This window comes from Rhodococcus sp. UYP9, assembly GCF_040547235.1.
In the GTDB taxonomy this organism is placed as follows: domain Bacteria; phylum Actinomycetota; class Actinomycetes; order Mycobacteriales; family Mycobacteriaceae; genus Rhodococcoides.
This window is the reverse complement of record NZ_JBEPPH010000001.1, coordinates 888,794-911,755: the sequence shown is the minus strand read 5'-3', so window position 1 is coordinate 911,755 and position 22,962 is coordinate 888,794. Positions and strand designations below refer to the sequence as shown.

The window sequence follows — 22,962 nt, the reverse complement described above, 5'->3', positions numbered from 1 at the left end:
ATGCGGTTCGTACAGAGGTTTTTCGGTCAGATCGCGGCAGGATTGTCGGTTCTGTTGGTATTGACGGTCATCTTGGGTATCGGTTACCCAGCGGCAGTCTGGGCAGTGAGCCGTATCGGCTCGAACTCTGCCGAGGGGTCGCCGTTGACCGACGCCAACGGCTGCGTCGTAGGTAGCAGCCTCGTCGGTGTCGACTCACAGGTCGACCCCGGGCAACCGGATCCCTTCTTCCATGCCCGCGTCACCGGGTCGGTATCCGAGAAGGATGCTTTCGCAACAGGTGACCCGGCAGCGGGATTGCCGACCAACCAGGGACCCAGCAGTGAGGCTCTGGCGGCATTCGTGGAGGAACGTCGCGAGGTGATCGCCGAACGCGAGAACGTCGACCCCGCTGCTGTTCCGGTCGACGCGTTGACCGGTTCAGGATCGGGCATCGACCCCCACATCAGTCCGGCGTACGCGCAGATTCAGATCGAACGAGTCGCGACGGTCAACGGAATGAGTCAGGACACTGTCGCCTCGTTGGTGGCCGAACACACCGACGGACGTCAGTTCGGGTTCCTCGGCAGTGAGACAGTGAACGTGGCCGAGCTCAACGTTGCGCTCGGTTTGACCGCGCCGGGCTGCGGCACACGCTAAGCACCGAGCGGACAAATGCGGTAGGACGAGGAGTATGAGCAACAAGGCAGGCAGGCGCGGTTCTGTTGGACCCGACCGCGGTGATCTGCGGATCTACCTCGGTGCAGCACCGGGCGTCGGGAAGACCTTCGCGATGCTCGGTGAAGCGCACCGCAGGCAGGAACGTGGCTGCGATGTGGTCGCGGGCGTGGTGGAAACCCACGGCCGCGCCCGCACTGCCCAGCTGCTCGAGGGGATCGAGCAGATTCCTCTCCGCTCGGTCCAGTATCGGGGATCGACGGCCCACGAACTCGACGTGGCCGCGATAATCGAACGAAACCCGAGCCTGGTACTCGTCGACGAGCTCGCCCACACGAACACGCCGGGGAGCACACACGAGAAGCGTTGGCAGGACGTCGAGGAGCTTCTCGACGCCGGCATCGACGTCGTGTCGACGCTGAACGTGCAGCACCTGGAAAGCCTCAACGATGTGGTCGAGCAGATCACCGGGGTTCCGCAGCGCGAAACCGTCCCGGACTCGGTGGTCCGCGGTGCGGAGCAGATAGAACTGGTCGACGTCGCGCCGGAAGCGTTGCGGCGTCGGCTGTCCCACGGAAATATTTATGCTGCAGAGAAGGTCGATGCAGCGTTGAGCAATTACTTCCGTCAAGGAAATTTGACCGCGCTGCGTGAGCTGTCCCTGTTGTGGATAGCCGATCAGGTCGACGCGGCGTTGACGAAATACCGGAGCTCACACGACATCACAGACACGTGGGAGACGCGGGAACGTGTCGTCGTCTCGGTCACCGGCGGGCCGGAATCGGAAACCCTGCTTCGTAGGGCCAGCCGTATCGCCTCGAAGTCGAGTGCGGAACTGATGGTGCTGCACGTCATCCGTGGTGACGGTATGGCAGGCGTTTCCGCGCCACAGATGGGCAAGGTGCGCAAGCTCGCGGCCAGCCTCGGCGCCAGCATGCACAGCGTCGTCGGCGACGATGTGCCCTCCACGCTGCTCGAGTTCGCGCGCGGCGCGAACGCCACCCAGTTGGTCATCGGAACCTCGCGGCGGTCCCGCTGGGCTCGCATCATGGATGCGGGCATCGGCGCGACGGTTATTCAGCACTCGGGAAAGATCGACGTGCACATGGTCACTCACGCCGAAATCAGCCGTGGTTGGCGGATCGCGCGACTGGTACCGACGCAGCGTCGCATCGTGTCCTGGGCCGCTGCGGTCATCGTCCCTTTCCTCTCCGCACTGGCGATGCTGCTCGTGGATCCGTACCTCGACCTCGGCGGCGAGAGCGCTCTGTTCTTCATGGTCGTACTCGGAGTGGCGCTCCTCGGTGGTGTTGCGCCGGCTGCGTTGTCGGCACTGATTGCCGGCTTGCTGCTCAACTACTTCTTCGCGGACCCGCGACACAGCTTCACCATCGCCGAACCCGACAACTTCGTCACCACGATAGTGCTGCTCATCATGGCAGTCGCCGTGGCATTTCTCGTCGACTCCGCAGCCCGTCGAACAGTCCAGGCGCGCAGAGCATCTCAGGAGGCAGAGTTGCTGACGCTGTTCGCCGGGACAGTACTGCGCGGCGGCGACATCAGGACGCTGCTCGAGCGGGTCCGTGAAACGTACTCACAACGAGCGGTTTCGATCATCAGAGCAGAGGGCAGCGTCGTCGAATCCGTCGGAGAGGATCCGCCGGCCGAACCCGACGACGCCGACACGGCAATCGAGACCGCCGACGGTACCTTCACTCTTCTTCTGTCCGGATCGAAGACCGGTGCACATGATCGCCGTGTACTCAGCGCCGTCGCCAATCAAGCGATGGGGTTGATCAGGCAATCCGAACTGGCACTCGAAGCGAGTAAAGCCGCCGGTCTGGCCGAAGCGGATCGCCTTCGGCGCGCTCTGCTTTCGGCCGTCAGCCATGACCTCCGGACGCCCCTTGCCGCAGTCAAAGCGTCTGTGTCCAGCCTGCGCAGCACCGACGTCGAATTCTCACCGGAAGACACCGCCGAACTGCTCACTACCATCGAAGAATCGACCGACCAGCTGACCGGACTGGTCGGGAATCTACTCGATTCGTCGAGACTGGCTGCTGGGGTGATCACACCGAGCTCGACGGTGGTCTATGTCGAGGACTCGGTGTCCGCTGCCCTCGCCAGTTCGGCCGCCGCCGGCAGCCGCGAGCGTGTGATCGTGGACGTCGACGACGTGGCGGTTGCTGCAGATGCGGGGTTGCTCGAGCGGGTATTGGCCAATCTGATCGACAATGCACTGCGTCACGCCCCCGGAACGCCGGTGCGGGTGGGCGCAACATATGCGGGGAGTCGAGCATTGATCACTGTGTCCGACAGCGGACCTGGAATCGCGAGAGGTACCGAGGAAGCAGTGTTCGAAGCGTTCCAGCGGCTGGGGGACAGCGATAACACCACAGGCGTCGGTCTGGGCCTGTCGGTTGTTCGTGGATTCGTCGAGGCAATGAAAGGCGCGGTCACCATCTCCGAGACCGCCGGTGGGGGAGTGACGATGACCGTAGAGTTGGCATCGGCGGCATCGCTGACCAATAATGCTGTGGCCCATGATATTACCGATGCAGCGACCCGTGGATGAGGTCGTCGGCAGGACGCGAGTTCTAGTCGTCGACGACGAACCGCAGATCGTGCGGGCGCTGCGCATCAATCTCTCGGCGCGGGGGTACGACGTCGTGACCGCTGACACCGGAACGGGAGCTCTGCGCGCGATTGCCTCCGAGCGCCCGGACGTGGTGGTGCTCGACCTCGGGCTACCGGGACTCGGCGGGCTCGAAGTCCTCGCCGGGTTGAGAGGGTGGAGCGATGTCCCGGTGATCGTGTTGTCCGCACGAACCGACAGCAGCGACAAGATCGAGGCGCTCGATGCAGGGGCGGACGACTACGTCACCAAACCGTTCGGGATGGACGAGTTCCTGGCCCGGTTACGGGTTGCGGTGCGTAGGAGGGTTGCCGCCAGTGGACGAGTGGACCCGATCGTCACCACCTCGACGTTCACCGTGAACCTGGCCTCGAAAACCGTCACCCGGGAAGGGCAGCGAGTACACCTCACCCGGACCGAGTGGGGTGTACTCGAAATGCTCGCCCGCAACAACGGAAAACTCGTCGGGCAGAAAGAGCTACTCAGAACGGTATGGGGCCCTGGCCACGATCATGGATCCAACTATCTTCGGATCTACATGTCCCAATTGCGGCGCAAACTGGAAGTCGATCCTGCGCAGCCACGCCATCTGATCACCGAAACGGGAATGGGGTACCGGCTCGTCGAGTGATGTCCATGGCCGGCGGCCGAGGCCGGTTATCCTTTCCCCGGGTTACTGTGACTGAAAGACTCGGATAAAAAGGGGTGGGCGATGAGCGTCGACAGGGACAGTGGCGCAACGCCGTTCTCGGCGGAAGAATCGCCACGGCCTCGACGGGCACTTCGGCCCTCTGACGACGCGTTCTATGCCCCGCCGGCGGGTTTCGAGACGACGGAACCGGGGACGATCCTTCGGATACGCGAAGTGGACTTGGCCCTCTATGGCCGTATTACGCAGCAGGTCGACGCCTGGCAATTGCTCTATCGCACCAACGACCTCGACGATGCGCCACAAGCGAGCGTGACCACGGTACTGCGGCCGCGTGGAACGGGCGTCGGAGATGTGCCGCTGCTGTCCTATCAGTGCGCGATCGATGCGGTGTCGGATTCGTGTTTTCCCTCGTACGCGCTGCAGAAGGGTGCGAAAGCGTGGGGCGCGGTCCCGCAGTTCGAATTCGTATTGATCCTCCATGCGCTCCGCCGAGGATGGGCGGTCTCGATTCCGGATCATGAAGGCCCGCATGGGCATTGGGGATCACCCCGTGAGCCGGGGTTCTGCACGCTCGATGCGGTGCGTGCGGCCCTGAGCTTCTCGCCACTTGGACTGAGAAGTGACGGTCCGGTTGGGTTGTGGGGTTACTCCGGTGGCGGCCTGGCGTCGTCGTGGGCGGCGGAGATGGCTCCCGAGTATGCACCGGAAATCAATCTTCTCGGAGCAGCACTCGGATCACCGGTCGGCGATCCCGCCTCGGCTTTCATTCGGCTCAATGCGACAGTGCATGCCGGCCTGCCGACGCTGGTGGTCGCGGGCCTGCGCCGCACCTACCCCGACCTCGACCGCTTCATAACGCAACACGTCAGTTCGGCCGGTCTCGAGCTGCTCGACTCGGTGAACGATCTCACCACCGTCTCGGCTGTGAGGAGACTCGCGCGGCACGACCTGGACGAGTACATCGATATACCCCTCGCCGACCTGCTGGCCAGCCCCGAAGTCCTCGACATCTTTCAAGCCATCCAGCCAGGGCAGATAGCACCGACCGTGCCGATGCTCGTGGTCCAGGCGGTGCACGATCAGATCATCGCGGTCGACGACGTCGACAGTCAGGTCGATCGCTATCTGAACCACGGTGCGCACGTCACCTACCTTCGCGATCGGTTCAGCGAGCACTTGTCGTTGCATCCGCTTTCGGCTCCGCTGACGCTCGACTGGTTGGAGGATCGATTCGCGGGACGGCCGGTGCCGCCGTCGGGAGTCAACACCGTCTGGTCGACGGCGTTCTCGCTCCGCGCAGCGTTCGGTCTCCTTGCGCTGCTGTGGTCGGCGGTGTTGGTTCTGTTCGGTCGCCGACTATGAGCCATTAGCTCGTTGCCGAGCCGAGGACTCGGCGGTTCAGTCAGATTTTTTGCAGGCCGAGCTCGACTGCGCTGTCGTAATCGTCGTCGATGAGGACGACGCTGCGGTCTGCTCGGTCGAGCAGCGAGGCTGCGATCGAGGCACGGTAACCGGATGCACAGTGCACCCAAATCTCGCCGGCCGGGATCTCCGCGAGGCGACGCGGCAGTTCGTGGAGAGGGATGTTGACGGCACCGGGGATGTGGCCGTCTGCGTACTCGGAGTGTTGACGCGTGTCGAGTACGAGTACCTCACGCTCACCGGCAGCGCCACCGAGTCCGGCGAAGTCGGACACCTCGTACGACCGCAATTCTCCATCACCGACGAGCGAATGAATCTCTCCGACAGCAGAACCGGAGGGGCGATCGATACCGATGCGCGCAAGCTCTCGGGTGGCCTCTGCAATCTGATCGGATGATTCGCCGATCAGCGTCAGCGGCGCACCCCATTGGTAGAGCCAGCCGAGGTAGGTGACGAAGCTCGAGGACAGCTCGAAGCCGAGAGATCCATCGAGGTGTCCGGCGGCGAATGCGGTGCGTGCACGTAGGTCGACGACCCATTGTCCGGCGTCGATGCGGCGACGAAGTTCCTCGGGATCGACGGGCTCGGGCATGGACAGGTCGATCGGTTCCGGCCCCTGGGCATTGATGACGCCCATGTGCGCGTAGTAAGCGGGATACGCGGACAAACCGGCGATCAATTCCTCGACATAGCTCTGTTCGTCCTGAGTCAAAGCAGGATTGGACTGTTGCTGTTGGGCAATTGTGGAGGAATCGCCGGTAGTGGGGGTGGCAGAACAGAAGCTACCGAAACCGTGGGTGGGGTAGACCTCGACATCGGCGGGGAGTTCGGCAGCGATACGACGAACCGAGTGGAACTGCGCGTGGGTGAGTTCCTCGGTGTGCTCGGAGCCGAGTAGGTCGGTGCGGCCGGTGGATCCGTAGAGCATCGAGCCACCGGTGAAGATCGCGATCGGCTCACCGTCATGGCGCAGAACGTAGCTGACGTGGTGATGAGTGTGGCCTGGGGTGTGCATGACCTGCAGTGTCATCGCGCCCGCCTCGATGATGCCGCCGTCGAGCACGGCTCGGCGTTCGTATTCGACGGGATCGCCGTCCGGGACGAGGTACTGGGCACCGGTAGCGCGGGCGAGTTCGAGTCCACCGGTCACGTAGTCGTTGTGTATGTGGGTTTCGAGCACGTGCGTGATCCTGGCGCTCTTGTCCGCAGCCAATGCCTGGACGCGGTCGATGTCACGTTGGGGATCGATGACGACCGCAACGCCGTCGTAGCTGATGAAGTAGCTGCGGTCGCCGAGGCTCGTGGTTTCGATGATGGCGATGTCCGGTGCGGTCGCGTTCATGTGAGTGCTCCTTGGGGTCGTTGTCGGCATGCGGAGAGGGCCGCGAGGCCATCGACCGTCATGAGAGGAAGAGGGTGTCGACGAGCACGTAGCCTGCGACGGCGAACACCAGGTAGGCGAACCATTGCCGGAGCTTGTCGGCATCGACGCGGTTGCTGAAGCGTCCTGCTGCAAGGGAGCCGACAATCGCGGCGGCGGCGAATGTGACGGTGAGGGGCCAGTTCCCACCGAGGCCTCCTGATTGGGCGAGAAGACCTGCGGCGGAGTTGGCCACGATGACTACCAGCGAGGTCCCGACGGCAACACTCATTTCGATTCCCAACAGCAGCACCAAGGCCGGAATGATGAGGAATCCTCCGCCGACGCCGAACAGTCCGGTGAGAACGCCGACACCGAAACCTGTCGGTATGGACCGCGGTGCGCATCGCCGCCAGTCGATCCCGGAATTGTCGGTCCTGCAAGCAGTTCCGAGGTCATCGTTGGTGCGCAGCATGCGTGTTCCAGCGATGATCATGACGATCGCGAAGCCGATCATCACGGCGGTATCGGGCAGATGCCTCCCCACGGCTGTACCTACCAGGGTGCCGACTATGCCGGTGGCCGCGAAGATTGCAGCCAGTCGCCATTCGATGAGCCGTGCCCGCACCTTGGGGATCGCACCGGTTGCCGAGGCGATGCCGATCACCAACAGCGAGGTCGGTATCGCCTCCGACAGCGGTAGTCCGAGGGCGTAGACGAGGACCGGAACGGCCAGGATCGACCCACCGCCTCCGAGGAGACCGAGCAGGATGCCGACGGCGACGCCGAGAATCAGAGCCAGGACCAGTGTCATCAGCGCTGCATTGCTGCCTGGTCGCCGAATGTGTCGATGGCTGCGTGCAGAGTGATGCTCATGGTGGGAATCCTTCCGGGCGTCGAACTGCGGCAATGGAGTCCGACGCTGGTAGAGCTAACGGCGGAACAGTGAGCGGAAGATTTTGTTTCCTGTCGGTGCCGCCGGCTCGGGCGCGCAGGTGCACTGGCGAGATGCTGGAACATTTCTCATAACGTCGTCGACGTGGCGACCGCAGCCGGCCCAGGTGGTCTTGCCACACTTCGGGCATTTGACGGGGTTGCACATATCCAGTCCTGTCTGTCGGGTTGCTTCCAGGTTGTCATATACCAAGGGGGGTATGCAAGTACCCCAGGGGGTATGAATGCGACTTTACGAAGCAGTTGCATCTGCCATGCTGCTCGAGTGCCGAAGAAGAGTGCGGGCCTACTTCCGTTTCGACGACGGGGCGACGTCCTCGAGGTGTTGATCGCGCACCCCGGGGGCCCGTTCTGGAGTCGCAAGGACCTCGGTGCCTGGTCGGTCGTCAAAGGTGAGTACACCGACGAGGATCCCCGCGACGCCGCCCGACGCGAGTTCACCGAAGAGACCGGCTACGAGCCACCGGAAGAGCTGTCGATCGAGTTACCCGTCATCACTCAGCGCGGCGGCAAGATCGTGACTGTCTTCGCCGTCGAAGCTGACTTCGATCCCGCAAGTGCCGTCAGCAACACCTTCGAAATGGAGTGGCCGCCCAAGTCCGGCACGAAGACTACATTTCCGGAGATCGATCGGGTCGAGTGGTTTTCGGTCGCCGAGGCCCGTTCGAAGCTCAATGCGGCACAAGTGGTCCTACTCGACCATCTCCAGGAAAACGTGGTCGATTGATACTTGCGCCGCAGCCAGGAATGGCGTCGGGCAAGTTGGTCACGAGCATCGTTTGTGTCTACGCTGCGCACGCACCAAGAGGTGCTCTGTGAAAAAGGGGGAGCGACGATGCACAGTCCTGGTTCACCCACATGTTCTCGATACGCCGCCGCTGCCGCAGTGATGTCACTGTTGCTGACGGCCGGCTGTACCGCCGGGGCCACCGAACCCGCTCCGGCGACGTCGGACGTCTCCGCTGATAGCCCCGACACACCCGCGGCAGTGGTTCCTGAACCAGCAGTGGTGCCTGAACCAGTGGAACTTCCTGGTGGTGGTAGACAGCTTTTCCCGGGCCGTCGACTGGTCGCGCTCTACGGACATCCCGGTGCCCCCGGGCTCGGTGCCCTCGGTGAGCAGGGTCCGGATGCAGCAATCGACCGGGTTCGGCATTTGGCAGCCCAATACCAAGAATTCAGCGAAGTACCGGTCGTGCCGACATTCGAGCTCATCGCCACAGTCGCTCACCAAGCGCCCGGACCGGATGGGGACTACTCCGGTGAGGCCAGTGTGGAGATGTTGCGGCCATGGGTCGAGAAAGCACAGCAGGCGGGCGTTTACGTGCTGTTGGATCTGCAGCCCGGCCGGGCCCGTTTCGTCGATCAAGCACGCATCTATGCAGAGTTGCTCGCGTTTCCCAATGTGGGACTCGCGCTCGATCCGGAATGGAAACTCGAGCCCGGCCAGTACCCACTCGAACGGGTGGGTAGCGTCGATGCAGTCGAAATCGAAGAGGTGAAAGCCCTGCTCGACGGCATAGTGACTGCAGGTGATCTACCGCAGAAGCTGTTGCTACTGCACCAATTTCAACTTCAGATGGTGCGCGGACTCGAGCGCGTCGAGCTCTCCCAGCCTGGCGTTCAAATTTTGGTGCACATGGACGGCCAAGGTGGCCCGGCAGCGAAAGAGGAAACCTGGGCCGCGGTCCGAGACTCCCTCCCCGTGGGAACACCATTGGGGTGGAAGAACTTCTACGACGAGGACGCGCCGATGTTCACGCCCGCCGAGACGATGCTGCGACAGCCGCAACCGTTGATGGTCTCGTACCAGTGACGAGGTAGAGACTGGAATGGATATGCCCTGGCAGTGGGTTCCGGTGGGCATACGCCAACGACAGGAGTCTCTATGAGTTCATCGACCTTCGTCGGCAATCCTCGTCGACCGCGGGTGATCGTTTTCGACGTCAACGAAACTCTGTCCGATATGTCGACGATGCCGGAGCGGTTCGTCGATGTAGGAGCGACCTCGCCCTTGGCGGGGTCGTGGTTCGGTGGCCTCTTGCGCGACGGGTTCGCTTTGAGCGCTGCAGGGAATGCGGGGAAGTTCGCGGACGTGGGGTCGGGGTTGCTGAAAGCGATGCTTCATGGTGTGCAGCTCAACCGACCGCTCGACGCAGCAGTCGAACACATCATGGACGGATTCCTCAGGCTCGACGTCCACCCGGACGTCGCGGACGGGGTCACCGCCTTGGCAGAGATCGGGATTCGGATGATCACCCTCAGTAACGGGTCGGTCGGCGTCGCCGAGAAACTTCTCGATTCGGCCGGACTGCTGAGCAGATTCGAGATGCTGCTCTCCGTCGATGCAGTCGGAGAATGGAAGCCTGCTGCCCACGCCTACGAGTACGCACTCGCGCAATGCGACGTCGACGATCCACGCGAGGCCATGCTCGTGGCCGTCCATCCCTGGGACATCGATGGGGCAAGCCGAGCCGGGTTGGCCACGGCGTGGCTGAACCGCGACGGCGGCGGGTACCCCGACTACTTTCACGCCCCGGATCTGGAAGCGACCTCCCTCGTGCGGCTGGCCCAGCGCTTCGGAAGCGATGTCGCATCTTGACGGACCCGGCCGAAGCATGGGAGCGTGCTCCTTACCGAGCGATCGCTCGGTAAGGAGATTTCGAGGAGCATATCTGTGGCTGTCGATCTGACCTACTCACCCCACGTCCAGGCGCTGATCGGCAAAACGCGGACGTTCATACGGGAAGAAGTCCTCCCGGTCGAAGACGAATTCCTCGGAAATTTCACCGACGCAGGTGGTGATGAGCTGCGGATTTCGCTGCAACAGGCGGCGAAGAAAGCAGGCGTGTTCGCGCCCCACGCACCCATCGAGTACGGCGGCGCAGGCCTGAACATGAGCGACCGCGCACCCCTGTTCGAAGAGGGCGGATACTCGCTCTTCGGACCTGCCGCGCTCAACATCGGGGCGCCCGACGAGGGAAACGTGCACATGCTGGCGCACATTGCCTCCGGGCCACAGAAAGAACAGTTCCTGGCGCCGCTGGCAGCGGGCGATGTCCGGTCGGCATTCGCGATGACCGAACCCGCACCGGGTGCCGGCTCGGATCCCTCGGCGTTGAGGTCCACCGGAATCAAGGTCGACGGCGGCTGGCGCATCGACGGGCACAAATGGTTCATCACCGGCGCCGACGGCGCAGGATTCTTCATCATCATGGCCCGCACCGCAGGCAAGCCCGGTGACCGCGCAGGAGCGACGATGTTCCTCGCGCCCGCCGACACCGAAGGTATCAAGGTCGGCCGCCACATCGGCACACTCGACCAAGCGACGATCGGTGGGCACTGCGAGGTCTTCTTCGACAATGTCTTCGTCCCCGACGAGAACGTGCTCGGTGCCGTCGACGAAGGATTCAATTACGCGCAGGTGCGTCTCGGACCCGCCCGCATGACACACGTCATGCGCTGGCTCGGTGCAGCCAGACGCGGACACGAGATCGCTGTCGCACAGGTCGCGCAGCGTGAAGGGTTCGGCTCGGTCCTCGGCGATTTGGGCATGATCCAGAAGATGGTTGCCGACAACGAAATCGACATCGCCGCGACGCGAGCGCTACTGGTCCAGGCCTGCTTTGCGCTCGATCAGGGCTCGACTGCCGGCAACGAGACATCGATCGCGAAGACCTTCGCCGCCGAAGCCGTCTTCCGGATCGTCGACCGCAGTATCCAGATGTGCGGCGGCCTCGGGGTTTCCGACGACCTTCCCCTCGCGCGGCTCTCGCGTGAAATCCGCCCTTTCCGGGTATACGACGGCCCGTCCGAGGTCCATCGCTGGGCCATCGCGAAGCGGGTTGTCGGCGCCGCGAAAAGAGCAGCACGAGAGGCGAACGCATGAGCGAACTGCCAGGCATGGATACGCCAGCGCTGAGAAAGTTCCTGTCCGAGAGCGTCGAAGTCTCCGGTGAGCTCAGGGTCGAGCTGATCAGCGGCGGCCGCTCCAACCTGACCTTCAAAGCCTACGACGACACCTCGGCATGGGTGGTTCGACGACCGCCCACCAGCGGGTTGACGCCGTCGGCGCATGACATGGCCCGCGAGTGGGCTGTCACCAACGCGCTGCAGAGTACCGAGGTTCCAGTTGCGAAAACCGTTGCCTTCGACGCCGAGGGCGTAGTCCTCGGTGCGCCCATGACCATCGTCGACTTCGAACCAGGCCGGGTCATTCGAACACGCGCCGATCTCGACGATCTGTCCGATGCCGACATTGCCGCCAACACAGCGGAATTGGTCCGAGTGATCGCACTGCTTCATTCGGTCGACTTCGAGGCCGTAGGGCTCGGGTCGTTCGGAAAGCCGGACGGTTTCGTCGGCAGGCAGGTCAGGACATGGGCACGGCAGTGGGAGTCGGTCAAGACGCGCGATCTCGCTGATGTCGATCGGCTGCGAGACAAGCTGCAGGCCGCAATTCCGTCCAGGTCGGCGTCGAGCATCGTGCACGGCGACTACCGGGTGGACAACGTCATCCTCACCGAAGGTGACACCAGTTCCATTGCTGCCGTCGTGGACTGGGAGATGTCCACGCTGGGCGATCCGCTTACCGACGTCGCATTGATGTGTGTCTATCGGCAGCCGATTTTCGACGACGTCCTCGGTGTCAGCGCGGCATGGACCAGTGATCGCTACCCGACCGCGGACGAACTGGCTCAACAGTATTCGCAAGCGAGCGGAGTCGAGCTGACCGACTGGAACTTCTACATCGCGCTGGCGAACTTCAAGCTCGGGGTCATCGGCGAGGGCATCACTCATCGCGCACTGGCGGGCTCCGACACCGGTTCGGGGGCGGCAGCCGCAGCGGAAGCGACACACGAGTTCATGGCAGCAGGCTTACGAGCGATCGAAGGGAAGAACTGATGGTCGGAAAATCTGCTCTCATCACCGGCGGATCGCGCGGGATCGGCCTCGGAATCGCTACCCGCTTAGCGGAATTGGGGTACTCGCTCACCATCACTGCGCGAACGAAGGAGACACTCGACGCTGTCGAACCGGCGTTGCGCGCGGCAGGTGCACCACGCGTCGTGACAGTCGCCGCCGACCTTGCCGACCGTGAGTCCGCCGACAAGATCGTCGCGGCACACCGTGAACACTTCGATTCCATGGATGCCCTGATCCTCAATGCCGGTGTGGGAACCGCAGGTTCGATTGCCGACTACCCGATGCGTCGATTCGACAAGACGCTCGACGTCAATCTGCGAGCACCGTTCACGTTGTTGCAGAGTTCGATACCGCTGCTGCGTGCCGCGGCCGAGAAGAACCCGGACAAGGGCGCAAAAGTCATTGCACTCGCGTCCCTTGCCGGCGTCTATTCCGAAGCCGGACTCGGCATCTACGGTGCCACGAAGGCAGCGGTGCTCTCCCTGATCGACACACTCAACTCGGAGGAAAGTGGTAACGGCGTCAGCGGTACCTCGATCGCACCCGGGTACGTGGACACGGACATGAGCGACTGGACCAAGGACAAGATTCCGGCAGACACGATGATCCAGGTCGCCGACATCGTCGAACTGGCCACGAGCATTCTGAACCTCTCCTCCCGCGCCGTGGTTCCGCGCATCGTCGTCACGCGGGCCGGAGCAGGTCTCGGCGCCTGACGGCCTCGCGCAACCCTAATTCCGCTCGCGCCCAATTCCTTTGCTTCAATGGTCCTTTCATACGAAACAATCGTATGAAAGGACCATTGAAGCGATCAGGGGCGCGCGGAATCCGCCCCGAACCCACTCAGCGGACTCGGCCAACGCTGACCAAGACGTTCACCAACGCGTCGACTGCAGCAGGAAACGTGTGCTCCGTCGGAGCGGAGTAGCCGACGAGAAGGCCGTCCACCTTCTTGCCGGCTGCGTCAGGGTGTCGGAACCGCGAGAGTCCGTCGACGGCGACTCCGACATCGCCGGCCGCGCGGAGCACCGCCGATTCTGTGCCCGGTGGGAGTGTCACCACTACTTGCAAACCCGCGGAGATCCCCATCGTTGCAACATACGGAACTCGTTCTCCGAGAGCATCGATCAAGTGAGCACGGCGGCGCCGATAGCGCGTTCGCATCGCGCGGACATGGCGGTCGTACCCGCCGGTTGCGATCAGATCGGCGAGAGTGAGTTGGTCGATCACGCCCACGGTCGATTCGCGAACACCCTTGGCTTCGAGGACCGGATCCAGTAGTCGTTCCGGAACGACCATCCAACCCAACCGAAGCGCGGGAGAGAGGCTCTTCGACACCGAGCCCACGTACATCACTCGGTCCGGGTCGAGGCTTTGCATTGCACCTACCGGAGTTCGGTCGAACCGGAACTCGCCGTCGTAGTCGTCCTCCACCACTAGCCCTCCGGTCGTGCGTGCCCAGTCGATGGCAGCGGTGCGCCGTCGTGGATGTAGTGATGATCCGGTGGGGAATTGGTGGCTCGGAGTCAATACCGCCACCTGCGCGTCCGTGCTCGTGAGTTCGTCGGTGATGCAACCGTTTCGGTCGATCGGAAGCGCAATCGTCGGGCCGGTCTTCTCGTAGATCGCTCGGTGAAACGGGAGTCCGTACGATTCGACTGCGAACGGTGGCGCCGCAACCACGTCGGAAAGGATCTCAGCGGCGTGAGAAAAGCCGGCGCACACCACAATTTTGCGTGGATCGGTGACCAACCCGCGCGTGCGCGACAGATAGTCGGCCAGTGCCCGACGCAACTCGATCCTGCCGTGCGGATCACCCGGCCCGAATGCGTGCGTCGGTGCTGCTGTTACTGCGCGTCGAGCAGAGGCAAGCCATCGCGACCTGGGGAAGGTCGTGGGATCCGGCCTGCCGGAACGGAATTCGAACTGTGGCCGAATCTCGGCTCGGATGACTGCTCTGGCCTTTTCTTGCGGTGCTCCAGGGCGATGTGCGACGCGGGTGCCGGAGCCTTGCCGTGCCTCCAGCCACCCCTCGGAGACGAGTTCGGCGTAGGTCTCGGCCACGGTGTTTCGCGCAATTGCGAGGTCCTCGGCCAGTGCTCGGTAGGACGGAAGCTTGAATCCGGATTCGAGACGACCCGAGGTCACTGCCTCGCGCAATGCTTCGGACAGTGCTGCCTTACGAGAGCCGTCGGGAGCGAGATTCAGATGCAGATCGACGGCAGATGGATGTCGATTGACCAGATTTTCGACCACGGGATTGAACCATACCTGCGGTCACCTGGCCTCGTAGTGTTCCTGGCATGACAACACGAATCGACTTCGCATCTTCCGATCCTGCAGTCCGCAAGGCATTGGTCGCACTCGATGCCGCCACCAGAGCGGGAATCGATCCATCCCTGGCGGAGCTGATCAGGATCCGAGCATCGCAGCTGAACGGGTGCGCGTACTGCCTGCACATGCACACATCCGACGCACGCAAAGCTGGGGAGAGCGAAGAGAGGCTGGCGCTGGTGGCGGTGTGGCGGGATGCGAGAAATTTCTTCGATGAGAAGGAGCAGGCCGTCCTGGCACTCACCGAATCGGTCACGTTGATCTCGCAAGGTGGTGTCCCCGACGACGTGTACGACCGCGTCGCCGAGCATTTCGACGACCACGGCATTGCCCAGTTGATCGCGCAAATTTTCACCATCAACGCGTGGAATCGCATCGGCATCACAACGCACCTGATCCCTGGCGTCGACAACCGAACTGCCTAGTCTTCGAGCACGGATCAGGTCCCGCAGAACGTCCGGAAGCTTTCCGCGAACAGTTGCGGTGCAGGTTGCGCATAGTCCGAGAAGCCTTCGCGGAGGTCGAACGGATGGGTCACGACGTCCAGTAGCTTCTCGAACGGCTCGAGGTCGCCGCCTGTTGCAGCGCGTAGGGCGGCGTCGACGAGATGGTTCCGTGGGATGTAGAGCGGATTGATGCGGTCCATCGCGTCGGCTGTGTGCGCTTCGTCGGTCAGGGCCGACCGCCAAGGGTCGAGCCACGGCCGGCTGTGTTCGCGCGGGATCAGAGCGTCGAGGGGCTCGGGGTTGCCGCGCAGTTCGTCGGCGAGAGCGCGAAAGGTGCCGGTCCAGTCGGCGCCATGGGTTTCCATGAGCTGGAGCAGATCGTCGACCGCTACTCCGTCGAGTTGTTCCTCGGTCAGGCCGAGCTTGGCCGCCATACCCGTCGCGAAGTGGCGTTCGTACCGATCGAAGAAGGTATCGAGAATGTCGGTCACAACCGGGATCGCTTGTTCGGGAGTAGGCCCGATGAGCGCGAGCAGCGTTTCGCCGAATCTCGCCAAGTTCCACTGCAGCACGGTGGGTTGGTTCTCGAAGGCGTAGCGGCGACCGTGGTCGATCGAACTGAACACCGCAGACCGATCGTAGGCATCGAGGAACGCGCAGGGGCCGTAGTCGATGGTCTGGCCGGAGATCGTGGTGTTGTCGGTGTTCATCACACCGTGGACGAATCCGGTGAGCATCCATCGCGCGACCAGTGACGCTTGTGCTTCGACGACGGCCTCGAAGAACGCCGAGTAGTCCCCGGCAAGATCCGGATAGTGACGGGCAATGGTGTAATCGGCGAGTAGTTGTACCTGGCCTTCCTGTCGTACCGCGAACTCGAAAGTTCCGACGCGAATGTGGCTGGCGGCGACTCGGGCGAGCACCGCGCCGGGCTCGGGGCCCTCGCGCATCACCTCGCGGCCGGTGGCGGTGACCGATAGCGCTCGCGTGGTGGGGACGCCGAGGGAATTCATCGCCTCGCTGATCATGTATTCGCGCAGCATCGGTCCCATCGCGGCCAGGCCGTCGCCGCCGCGCGAGAAAGGTGTACGACCAGATCCTTTGAGGTGCAGATCGACCTGGCCCTGGGCGCTGCTGAGTTCACCGAGCAGCAGTGCGCGCCCGTCGCCGAGCAAGGGTACGTATCCACCGAATTGGTGCCCGGCGTAGGCCATCGCCACTGGGCTCGAACCTTCGGGAGCTGCTGATCCGGACAGGATGGCCACCCCGTCCTCACCGCGCAGCGCATCGACGTCGAGGTTCAACGACGCCGCCAACTCTTCGTTGAGTACGAGCAGTCTCGGCTCGGGCGCGGACGCTCCTTCCCACGGGACCGCAAGGCCTTCCAACTGATCGGCAAAGGTACTGGCGAGGCCTGGAATTGCGTGGAGCTTCGGGTGTACGGCCATAACCGAGGGTAACTGGGCGCCTCAGGCGGGGTAGGTCACGGCCTGGCCGACGACACGGACGCGCACGTGGTCCCCAGGGATGAGGGTGGTGGCACCGAAGCGCCGGACCGTCACCGGTCCGGTGTCCGTTCCAGTTGCGGTATCCAGGCGGATGCCGAGCAACATCTCCGATCCGAGGTATTCGACGTCGATCACTCTTCCGGATACGCCTGTACCGTCCGGCGTGAGTTCTATCTGCTCCGGACGCACCATGACGCGCACGTCGCCATGAGCGCTGTTCGATGCGACCGCGATGTCGCCGAGGGCGCAGCGGGCCGTGCCTGCGGTGACGAACGCTGCCAATACGACGGCGTCGCCGATGAATCGAGCGGTGGGGACGTCGATGGGCGTGGAATAGATTTCGCTGGGGGTTCCGATCTGCGCGAGGTGGCCTGCACTCATCACTGCCACGCGGTCTGCGAACGAAAGCGCCTCGGGCTGATCGTGAGTGACGAGAATCGTGGTGATTCCGGCCTTCTCCAGAACGCCGGCGACGATCCGACGCGTATGCGCCCGCAACCCGGCGTCGAGCGCTGAGAACGGTTCGTCGAGCAACATCAGTTCGGGTTCGCGGGCCAAGGCCCGAGCTAGCGCAACGCGTTGCTGCTGCCCGCCCGAGAGTTGGTCGGGTCGACGGGTAGCGAAAGATGCGTCCAGCGAGACCATTTCGAGCAGTTCGGTGATTCTGGCTGTGGTCCGGCCCCGCCGGGGCAACCCGAATCCGACGTTGGCACCGACAGTGGTGTGCGGGAACAATGCCCCGTCCTGGGCGACGTAGCCTATCGACCGCCGGTGTGCGGGCGTCCAACTTCCGCCGGCAACGACACGGCCGGCGAGTGCGATGGTTCCGGCGTCCGGTCGTTCGAATCCGGCGATCAGACGAAGCAACGTCGTTTTGCCACAACCGGATGGACCGACGATCGCGGTGGTGGATCCACTCTCGACGGTGAATCCGATCTGGTTCAAGACGGTCGTAGGTCCGAACCTTTTGTCGAGGCCGTGCACTTCGAGTGTGTAGGTCATAGTCCGGCTACCTTCTTCGACTGAGTGAAGAGTACGTAGGTCATGGGCAGCGACAGCACGATCATCATGAATGCGTACGGCGCCGCCCCGGCGTAGTCGATCTCGCTGCTCAGTGACCAGAACTGCGTGGCCAGGGTACGAGTACCGGTCGGTGCCAGCAGCAGAGTCGCGGTCAATTCGTTGACGATTCCCAAGAACACCAACGCCCCACCGGCCGCCGTGGCTGGGGCAGCGAGCGGCAACGTCACTCGGATGAAGGCCGACAGCGGTGAGATACCGAGCGACTGTGCGGACTCCTCCAGACCGATGGGCGCCTGCGCAAGTCCGGCTCTCAGGTTCACCAGCGCGCGGGGCAGAAAGAGCAGTGCGTACGCCGCGATAACGACGGTGACTGTTTGATAGAGCGGCTGCAGGTAGCGGATGGACACGGTGATGAATGCCAGTGCCACCACGATTCCTGGTAGCGAACTCGAGATGTACGTGCAGGCTTCGAGGATGCGACTGAGTCGCCCGCGGCGGCGGATCGAAATCCAGGCGATCGGGAAGGCGAGAACGCAGGTTACTACCGCGCCGGCAACACCGAAGCCGACAGTCTGGACCACCGCGGAGCCGAGGAAATCGAGCTCCCACACCGCGGCTCCGCCGATGACGAGCCAGCGCAGGACGCTGACGACCGGGACACCGACGGACAGGACGATCAGCGCAGCGAGGAACAACAGCGCGACCATCGAGTTCTTCCAACCGAGTTCGGCGTGGACGGCCCGACGCGCAGCACCAGCGCCGATTCGGGCGTACCGCGCGTTGCCCCGGACGACCGATTCGATCACCAGCAGCGTGAGACAGAGCAATACCAGGACACTGGCGAGCATCGTCGCTGCCGACCCGTTGAACGTCGACTGGTACTGATCGAAGATCGCGGTGGTGAACGTGTCGAACCGGATGAAGACGAACGCGCCGTACTCGGCGAGCAGGTGCAGGGAAACCAGCAGAGCCCCGCCGGCTATGGCCAGCCGCAACTGTGGCACCACGACCTGGAAGAACACGGCCCACGGACCGGCTCCGAGAGCGCGCGCCGACTCCTCTACCGCTGGATCCAGCCGACGTAGCGTCGCAGACACAGGTATGTAGACCAGCGGAAAATAAGACATCGTCGCGATGAGAACGCCGCCATGCAAGCCACCGAGGGAGGGGACGGTACTCACCCACGAATAACTGTTCACGAACGCCGGTACGGCAAGTGGCGCCGCCAGCAGCACTGCCCAGACCTTGGCTCCGAACACTCGGGTGCGTTCGACGAGCCAGGCAGCCATGACGCCGATGACGATGCAGATCGGCACTGTGATGACGACGAGCAAGACCGTGTTGGTGAGTAGCTCCCCAACCCTGGGTCGGAACAACAACGACGACGCAGTATCGAAGCCCGTGTCGATACTTTCTACGATCACGTACCCGAGCGGGATGATCGATGCGGCCGCCACGACGAGCGCGGCGACGGCCAAGGGCAGCGAGATACGACGTCGGGATCTCCCGCGACGCAACGTATTCGACTCCCTCGGCCGTCGCCGGCCGATCAGTTCGAGATTCAGAGCAGGCCGGCTTCGGTCATCAGTTCGGAAACCTGCGGGCTGTTGAGCTTCGCCGGGTCCACCTGCGGCGCTTGTAGATCAGCCAGCGGAACGAGCTCCGGGTTTGCCGCGACGTCGCTGCCCACCGTGTACTCGAACGACGTCCCGGTCTGTAAGACGTCCTGACCTTGGCGACCAGTGATGAACTTCAGGAACTGTTGTGCCGCATCCTGTTTCGAACTGGATCCCAGAACGCCCCCGCCGGAGACGCTGACAAATGCGCCCGGGTCCTCGTTCTTGAAGTAGTGGAGTGCGACGTTGTTGCTGTTCTCGCCGGTCTTGGCCTGATCCCCGAACCAGTAGTAGTGGTAGATGACCCCGCCCGGGATTTCACCGGCATTGACGGCCTTCATCACCGTGCTGTTGCCCTTGTAGGTGCGGACATTGTCCTTCATCCCCGCCAGCCATTGCCGAGTGGCGTCTTCACCTTTCAGCTCCAGCAGCGCGCTGACGATTGCTTGGAAATCGGCGCCCGATGGTGAGGCGGCCCAGCGGTCCTTCCATGCGGGATCCTGCAGATCGAGCAGAGACTTCGGCAGCTGATCCTGCTTCAACATGTCCTTGTTGTATGCGAAGACGGTGGAACGGGCTGCGATGCCGGTCCACTTGTTGCTCGACGGACGGTATTGGCTCGGCACCTGGTCGAGGGCGTCCTGGTTCACGTCGGCGAACAGCCCGGCGTTCTCCACCAGCGTCATAGCGGGGGAGTTCTCGGTGAGGAACACATCTGCGGGTGACCGATCGCCCTCGGCTACGAGTTGGTTGCCGAGTTCGGAATCGCTGCCGTTACGCAGTTCCACCTCGATGCCGGACTCCGCAGTGAAGGCGTCGGCCCACTCCTGCGTCAGCGACTCGTGCTGCGCGTTGTACACGGTGATCTTCTTGGCCGCGCCAGAGTCGGTCTCGTTGTCCGATCCGGAATTCGAGCACCCCGACATGGTCAACACAGCGGCAGCAGCAAGTGCAACCGCAGACGTCAGTCCGTTTCGTCTTTTCATCGAATGTCCTTTGTCGGCGCAGCGGGACCTTTCCAGCCGTCTACAAAAATGATGCCATACCCAGGATTGGCAAACCTAACGACCAGGGGTGATGGGCGCTGGATTCGCGATGTGGTGCGTGTCATCCGGGCGAGGTGACGCGGAGTAGCCCACGTCCCCTGGTCAGAGCCGGCTGATGGCACATCGAGCGCAAAGTCAGCACTCGTGCCCAGGCCGTAACCGTGCACCCTGCTCAATTGGGAAACCAACTATTGCGCTAGCTGATGATTGCGAGTTGTGTCGTAGGTAACAGTGCAGTTGAATTGGAGGCGAGGTCATGTTCGCGAACAGCAGTGCCGACACGCTCATCCAGATCGTCACACCGGAGGGCAAGCGGACACCCCAGTCGGAGTACAGCGACGCGATCGCGGACGTCACGATCGACACCGTGCGTGAGCTGTACGAGGATCTCGTCGTGGTTCGCCGCATCGACGCCGAGGCGACAGCGTTGCAGCGTCAGGGTGAGCTCGGACTGTGGGCGCCGCTACTCGGTCAGGAAGCCGCGCAGGTGGGTTCGGCTCGCGCTCTGCACTCCGAGGACTTCGTGTTCGCCAGCTACCGTGAACACGGCGTCGCATACTGCCGGGGCGTCGACCCGACGGAGATGCTCCGATTCTGGCGTGGTTCGACACAGTCGGGCTGGAATCCTTACGACTACAACATGACAACGCCGGCCATCATCGTCGGATCTCAGGGGCTGCATGCCGCTGGCTACGGGCTGGGGATGAAGTTCGACGGAGCGGAAGGCGCTGTCATCACCTACTTCGGCGACGGCGCCACCAGCCAGGGTGACATCTCCGAGGCGCTGGGATTCGCTGCCAGTTTCAGTGCACCGGTGGTGTTCTTCTGCCAGAACAATCAGTGGGCGATCTCGGCGCCGGTATCGGTTCAAACCCACATCACCATTGCCGAGCGAGGGCGCGGATTCGGGGTCCCGTCCCTGCGCGTGGACGGCAACGACGTCCTGGCAGTTCTGGCAGCTACCCGTATCGCGTTGGCCAGGGCACGCGAAGGAAGCGGCCCGACGCTGATCGAGGCTCTCACGTATCGCATGGGTCCGCACACCACATCCGACGACCCGACGCGGTATCGGTCCGCCGTAGTCGACGACGAGTGGAAGCGTAAGGATCCGATCGAACGGATCCGGTTGCTGCTCGAGCGCGCAGGTGGCCTGGACGAGGAATTTCAGTCCCGAGTACGGGACCGCGCGGACACGACGGCCGATCAGCTGCGAGCGGGATGTCTCGGCACGATCGAACCGTCGGCGATGTCGCTGTTCGACCACGTCTACGCCGAACCGCATTCCCTGATAAGCGAAGAGCGGGAACACTATTCCGCCTATCTCGCCGGATTCGAAGGAGCACGGTCATGACTGCAACACTCGCCGCGCCCAGGACGCTCCCGATCGCGCCGAAGACGCTTCCGCTCGGAAAGGCGTTGAACGCCGGCCTGCGCCGAGCCATGGACGAAGATCCGAAGGTGATCCTCCTCGGTGAGGATATCGGCAAACTAGGTGGGGTCTTCAGGATCACCGAGGGGCTGCAGAAGGACTTCGGGCCGAACCGGGTGATCGACACGCCGCTTGCCGAGTCCGGAATCATCGGAATGGCAGTAGGTTTGGCCATTCGCGGTTATCGCCCGGTCTGCGAGATCCAGTTCGATGGCTTCATCTATCCAGCGTTCGACCAGATTGTTTCGCAGGTGGCCAAGCTGCACTATCGAACCAGCGGCAACGTCAAGATGCCTATCACCATCCGCGTCCCCTACGGAGGTGGTATCGGCGCCGTCGAGCATCACTCGGAGTCCCCCGAGGGCTACTTCGCCCAGACCGCGGGCCTCCGCGTTGTCAGCTGCAGCAACGCGGCCGACGCCAATACGATGATTCGGCAGGCCATCGCGTCGGACGATCCGGTGTTGTTCTTCGAACCCAAACGGCGCTATTGGCAGAAGAGCGAGGTCGACGTCACGGCTTCACTCGACGATGCCTATCCGCTGCACAAGGCGCGCGTCGTGCGCGCAGGCACCGACGCGACGATCGTCACGTACGGACCTCTGGTGACCACCGCGCTTCAGGCAGCGGATATTGCTGCAGAGGAGGGACATTCGATCGAAATCATCGACTTGCGCTCTCTCTCGCCGCTCGACATGGACACGATCAGCGCCTCGGTACGTAAAACCGGCCGACTCGTCGTGACGCACGAGGCCGCTACCTTCCTCGGTATCGGTGCGGAAGTTGCTGCGCGCGTGCAGGAACAGTGTTTCTACAGCCTCGAATCTCCGGTACTGCGAGTCTGTGGATTCAGCACTCCGTACCCGCCGGCGAAGCTGGAGGAGCACTTCCTTCCCGATGCCGACCGGATTCTCGACGCCGTGGACCGCGCACTTGCTTTCGGGCAGACCTGAC

General features: G+C 63.0%; 21 protein-coding genes. 13 read left to right on the top strand and 8 right to left on the bottom strand.

Going from position 1 to position 22,962, the window contains the following annotated elements; all coding sequences use genetic code 11:
* The 4 genes from ABIB36_RS04240 (at position 1) to ABIB36_RS04225 (ending at position 5,306) form a co-directional block, all read left to right on the top strand.
* On the top strand, positions 1-639 hold the full coding sequence (locus ABIB36_RS04240; RefSeq protein ID WP_354559239.1) for a potassium-transporting ATPase subunit C: 639 nt from the start codon (positions 1-3) through the stop codon (positions 637-639).
* Positions 640-673: 34 nt separating this feature from the next.
* Entirely contained in the window at positions 674-3,232 is a 2,559-nt protein-coding gene (locus ABIB36_RS04235; protein WP_354559238.1) for a sensor histidine kinase, read from the top strand.
* A complete protein-coding gene (locus tag ABIB36_RS04230) occupies positions 3,213-3,923 on the top strand; it encodes a response regulator (protein ID WP_084344985.1) in 711 nt (236 codons plus the stop codon). The genes ABIB36_RS04235 and ABIB36_RS04230 overlap by 20 nt, the downstream gene beginning before the upstream one ends.
* An 81-nt stretch (positions 3,924-4,004) precedes the next feature.
* Entirely contained in the window at positions 4,005-5,306 is a 1,302-nt protein-coding gene (locus ABIB36_RS04225; protein WP_354559237.1) for a lipase family protein, read from the top strand.
* A 40-nt stretch (positions 5,307-5,346) separates the two neighbouring features.
* On the opposite strand, the gene ABIB36_RS04220 is transcribed toward ABIB36_RS04225, so the two are convergent.
* The 3 genes from ABIB36_RS04220 to ABIB36_RS21915 all read right to left on the bottom strand — a co-directional run bounded on the left by ABIB36_RS04220 (position 5,347) and on the right by ABIB36_RS21915 (position 7,828).
* Positions 5,347-6,708, bottom strand: coding sequence for an MBL fold metallo-hydrolase (locus tag ABIB36_RS04220; protein WP_354559236.1), 1,362 nt, complete (start codon positions 6,706-6,708; stop codon positions 5,347-5,349).
* Between the two features lie 58 nt (positions 6,709-6,766).
* Positions 6,767-7,540 (bottom strand): sulfite exporter TauE/SafE family protein, encoded by a 774-nt coding sequence (locus tag ABIB36_RS04215; RefSeq protein ID WP_084344988.1) that lies wholly within the window; start codon positions 7,538-7,540, stop codon positions 6,767-6,769.
* Positions 7,541-7,657: 117 nt separating this feature from the next.
* Positions 7,658-7,828, bottom strand: coding sequence for a DUF8730 family Cys-rich protein (locus ABIB36_RS21915; protein WP_502944866.1), 171 nt, complete (start codon positions 7,826-7,828; stop codon positions 7,658-7,660).
* A 117-nt stretch (positions 7,829-7,945) separates the two neighbouring features.
* Between ABIB36_RS21915 and ABIB36_RS04210 the strand changes: the two genes are divergently transcribed.
* From ABIB36_RS04210 to ABIB36_RS04185, 6 genes are all read left to right on the top strand, one after another.
* A complete protein-coding gene (locus ABIB36_RS04210; protein ID WP_084344989.1) occupies positions 7,946-8,407 on the top strand; it encodes an NUDIX hydrolase in 462 nt (153 codons plus the stop codon).
* Positions 8,408-8,515: 108 nt separating this feature from the next.
* Positions 8,516-9,496: a hypothetical protein gene (locus ABIB36_RS04205; protein ID WP_354559235.1), complete on the top strand. Its 981-nt coding sequence runs from the start codon at positions 8,516-8,518 to the stop codon at positions 9,494-9,496.
* A 72-nt stretch (positions 9,497-9,568) separates the two neighbouring features.
* The gene (locus ABIB36_RS04200) at positions 9,569-10,282 is read left to right on the top strand and encodes a haloacid dehalogenase type II (protein WP_354559234.1); all 714 of its coding nucleotides are present in this window, start codon (positions 9,569-9,571) and stop codon (positions 10,280-10,282) included.
* Positions 10,283-10,357: 75 nt separating this feature from the next.
* A complete protein-coding gene (locus tag ABIB36_RS04195; protein WP_354559233.1) occupies positions 10,358-11,569 on the top strand; it encodes an acyl-CoA dehydrogenase family protein in 1,212 nt (403 codons plus the stop codon).
* The gene (locus ABIB36_RS04190; protein WP_354559232.1) at positions 11,566-12,585 is read left to right on the top strand and encodes a phosphotransferase family protein; all 1,020 of its coding nucleotides are present in this window, start codon (positions 11,566-11,568) and stop codon (positions 12,583-12,585) included. The genes ABIB36_RS04195 and ABIB36_RS04190 overlap by 4 nt, the downstream gene beginning before the upstream one ends.
* The gene (locus tag ABIB36_RS04185; protein WP_354559231.1) at positions 12,585-13,322 is read left to right on the top strand and encodes an SDR family NAD(P)-dependent oxidoreductase; all 738 of its coding nucleotides are present in this window, start codon (positions 12,585-12,587) and stop codon (positions 13,320-13,322) included. The genes ABIB36_RS04190 and ABIB36_RS04185 overlap by 1 nt, the downstream gene beginning before the upstream one ends.
* Before the next feature lie 127 nt (positions 13,323-13,449).
* Here the strand turns inward: ABIB36_RS04185 and pdxR are convergent, their stop codons facing one another.
* Positions 13,450-14,862: a MocR-like pyridoxine biosynthesis transcription factor PdxR gene (gene pdxR / locus ABIB36_RS04180; RefSeq protein ID WP_084344995.1), complete on the bottom strand. Its 1,413-nt coding sequence runs from the start codon at positions 14,860-14,862 to the stop codon at positions 13,450-13,452.
* Between the two features lie 47 nt (positions 14,863-14,909).
* On the opposite strand from pdxR, the gene ABIB36_RS04175 reads away from it, so the two are divergent.
* Positions 14,910-15,365, top strand: coding sequence for a carboxymuconolactone decarboxylase family protein (locus tag ABIB36_RS04175; RefSeq protein ID WP_354559230.1), 456 nt, complete (start codon positions 14,910-14,912; stop codon positions 15,363-15,365).
* Between the two features lie 14 nt (positions 15,366-15,379).
* Here the strand turns inward: ABIB36_RS04175 and ABIB36_RS04170 are convergent, their stop codons facing one another.
* The 4 genes from ABIB36_RS04170 to ABIB36_RS04155 form a co-directional block, all read right to left on the bottom strand.
* Positions 15,380-16,834: a protein adenylyltransferase SelO gene (locus ABIB36_RS04170; protein ID WP_354559229.1), complete on the bottom strand. Its 1,455-nt coding sequence runs from the start codon at positions 16,832-16,834 to the stop codon at positions 15,380-15,382.
* Between the two features lie 21 nt (positions 16,835-16,855).
* Positions 16,856-17,896: an ABC transporter ATP-binding protein gene (locus ABIB36_RS04165; protein WP_354559228.1), complete on the bottom strand. Its 1,041-nt coding sequence runs from the start codon at positions 17,894-17,896 to the stop codon at positions 16,856-16,858.
* Positions 17,893-19,407: an ABC transporter permease gene (locus tag ABIB36_RS04160; protein ID WP_179142138.1), complete on the bottom strand. Its 1,515-nt coding sequence runs from the start codon at positions 19,405-19,407 to the stop codon at positions 17,893-17,895. Before ABIB36_RS04160 ends, ABIB36_RS04165 begins: the two co-directional genes overlap by 4 nt.
* A gap of 71 nt (positions 19,408-19,478) precedes the next feature.
* The gene (locus tag ABIB36_RS04155; RefSeq protein WP_084345000.1) at positions 19,479-20,519 is read right to left on the bottom strand and encodes an iron ABC transporter substrate-binding protein; all 1,041 of its coding nucleotides are present in this window, start codon (positions 20,517-20,519) and stop codon (positions 19,479-19,481) included.
* A 316-nt stretch (positions 20,520-20,835) separates the two neighbouring features.
* Between ABIB36_RS04155 and pdhA the strand changes: the two genes are divergently transcribed.
* Positions 20,836-21,930 (top strand): pyruvate dehydrogenase (acetyl-transferring) E1 component subunit alpha, encoded by a 1,095-nt coding sequence (gene pdhA, locus ABIB36_RS04150; RefSeq protein ID WP_354559227.1) that lies wholly within the window; start codon positions 20,836-20,838, stop codon positions 21,928-21,930.
* Positions 21,927-22,961 carry an alpha-ketoacid dehydrogenase subunit beta gene (locus tag ABIB36_RS04145; RefSeq protein ID WP_354559226.1) on the top strand — a complete coding sequence of 345 codons (1,035 nt, stop codon included), beginning with the start codon at positions 21,927-21,929 and terminating at the stop codon, positions 22,959-22,961. Before pdhA ends, ABIB36_RS04145 begins: the two co-directional genes overlap by 4 nt.
* The last annotated feature ends 1 nt before the right edge of the window (position 22,962 follow it).